Annotated in this window: 2 protein-coding genes; both read left to right on the plus strand. The window is 69.8% G+C overall.

Features of this window, described 5'->3' with window-relative positions:
* A partial coding sequence (locus tag E1285_RS44895; protein ID WP_132161005.1) for a phosphotransferase occupies positions 1-715 on the plus strand: 715 nt, incomplete at its 5' end.
* A 293-nt stretch (positions 716-1,008) separates the two neighbouring features.
* Positions 1,009-1,626: a hypothetical protein gene (locus E1285_RS44900; protein ID WP_132161006.1), complete on the plus strand. Its 618-nt coding sequence runs from the start codon at positions 1,009-1,011 to the stop codon at positions 1,624-1,626.
* Positions 1,627-1,816 lie beyond the last annotated feature (190 nt).

Below are 1,816 nucleotides of genomic sequence, written 5' to 3' on the forward strand. Positions count from 1 at the left end.
CTACGACTGGGTCCGCGACGTCGACCGCCTCCACGTCCCCGACCTCCTAAACCGCGACGGCCCCCGGCTCGTCTTCACCCACGTGCGCGGCCGCCACGCCACCCCCACCGACCTACCCGACCTCGCCCGTGTGCTCGCCCGGTTCCACAGCGCCGCCCACCAGCACCTAGCCGTCGCCCCCACCAGCCAACCCCACACCACCGCACGTGGCCTGACCATCCCCGGATTCCGCGAGCGCCGCGAGCAGCGCCTGCTCGACTTACTGGCCGCGCCGACCCCACCAGACACCCCACTGACCGCCGATGACGTCCACACCTGGATGGAATACAGCGACGGCCTGCCCGCCACCGTCTACAAGGACGCCAACATCCGCAACTTCCTTCTCACTGGCACTTCCGCCCCGGTTGCGGTCGACTTCGACGTCCTCACCCTCGCGCCCCTCGGCTACGACCTGGCCAAGCTGGTCGTAACCGCCGCCATGACCTACGGGGCCCTAGACAAACTCCTGATCGCAGAAACACTCGACCGATACAACACGTTCTTGGACGATACGGACCTGCCCGGCTGCACCCGGCCCCAGTTCACCGCCTGGACGCAGATGCACCACATCCTGACCAGCCCCTACCTGGGCAGCAACGACTACCAATTCTCCTGGGTCCCCACCCAACGCGCGATGGCATCGTTCCCGACATCACCCTCCTGGCCGCACTCGTGAGCAGCATGCGGTGGCTGATCGAGCACCCCACCCGCCCCGCCGACCGGGCGGGGGCCGCACGGAGGCGATCGCCCCTGGCCACTGGCACACGGGGCTTACGCGACGCCAACGTGCTCGTGCCGCTCTGGGACGCCCGTCACGCCGTCGCCGCCTATCGAGATCGATTGCCCCGGCTCCGACGTCGACGAGCTGCTGGCGTAGCAGCTGCGCATGCACCACATCTGCGTCACGGGGCCCTATCTGTCCGCAGAACACCAAGCCCTGCACCTGGCCCGCGCAGCGGCACTGACCTGGTGCGCGGCGCCCAGCAACTCGGCGCCCTGGCCCTGGACGACCCGCACCGGCAACGCGCCGCTGAACAAGCCCTCCTCGGCTGCGTCACCGACCCTCGGCACCTCGCAGAACTGACCGGCCCCACCCTCTGCCACGGCTGGGCCGGGCTCCTGCTCACCGCCGCCCGCGCTGCCGCCGGCGCCAGCGCAGGCCCCCTGACCGAACGCCTCCTCGCGCTGAAGATCCGCCTTGCCGCGCTGGCACGCCAACCGGCAGCGCAAGCGGGGGCTCCTGAACGGCGCAGCCGGGATCGAACTGACCCGCACAGCCGCGGACGCCGAACAGCCGTGGCCATGGGACGCCTGCCTCCTGACCGCCGGATAATGAGCTTCCCCCTGTTCTCCGGACACTTGCTGGGCCTGTGGTTCCGCACCACCACCGACCGTCTCGGGCTCGCCAGCGACGGCCACACCACCCCCGCCGACCTGCTCGCCCGACTGAGCCCTGACCTAGCCGACCTAACCGACCTGATCGGCGAATACCCCCACGAGACCCAACTCCGCACCATCGCCTCCCGGCTCGCCGGGGCTGGTCGGCGCCGCCCACACCGACCTGGGCCAAGAGCGGCCCGCCCGTGACTGGCTCCACATCGCCGCCCGCCACGCCCGCCTCGGCGCCGAGATCGGGAGTGTCAAGTTAACGGCTCTGTCCCGTAGTCGGTGGTGACGCTGGGTGCGCTTCTGTGATCATCAGGCGTGTTCGACGTCAACTCTCTTGTGGCAACGGTGTTTTCGGGGCTTGCGGCTGTGGTCGTCGAGGGGGTGTCGG

The sequence above is a fragment of the Actinomadura sp. 7K507 genome, assembly GCF_004348425.1.
Lineage (GTDB): Bacteria > Actinomycetota > Actinomycetes > Streptosporangiales > Streptosporangiaceae > Spirillospora.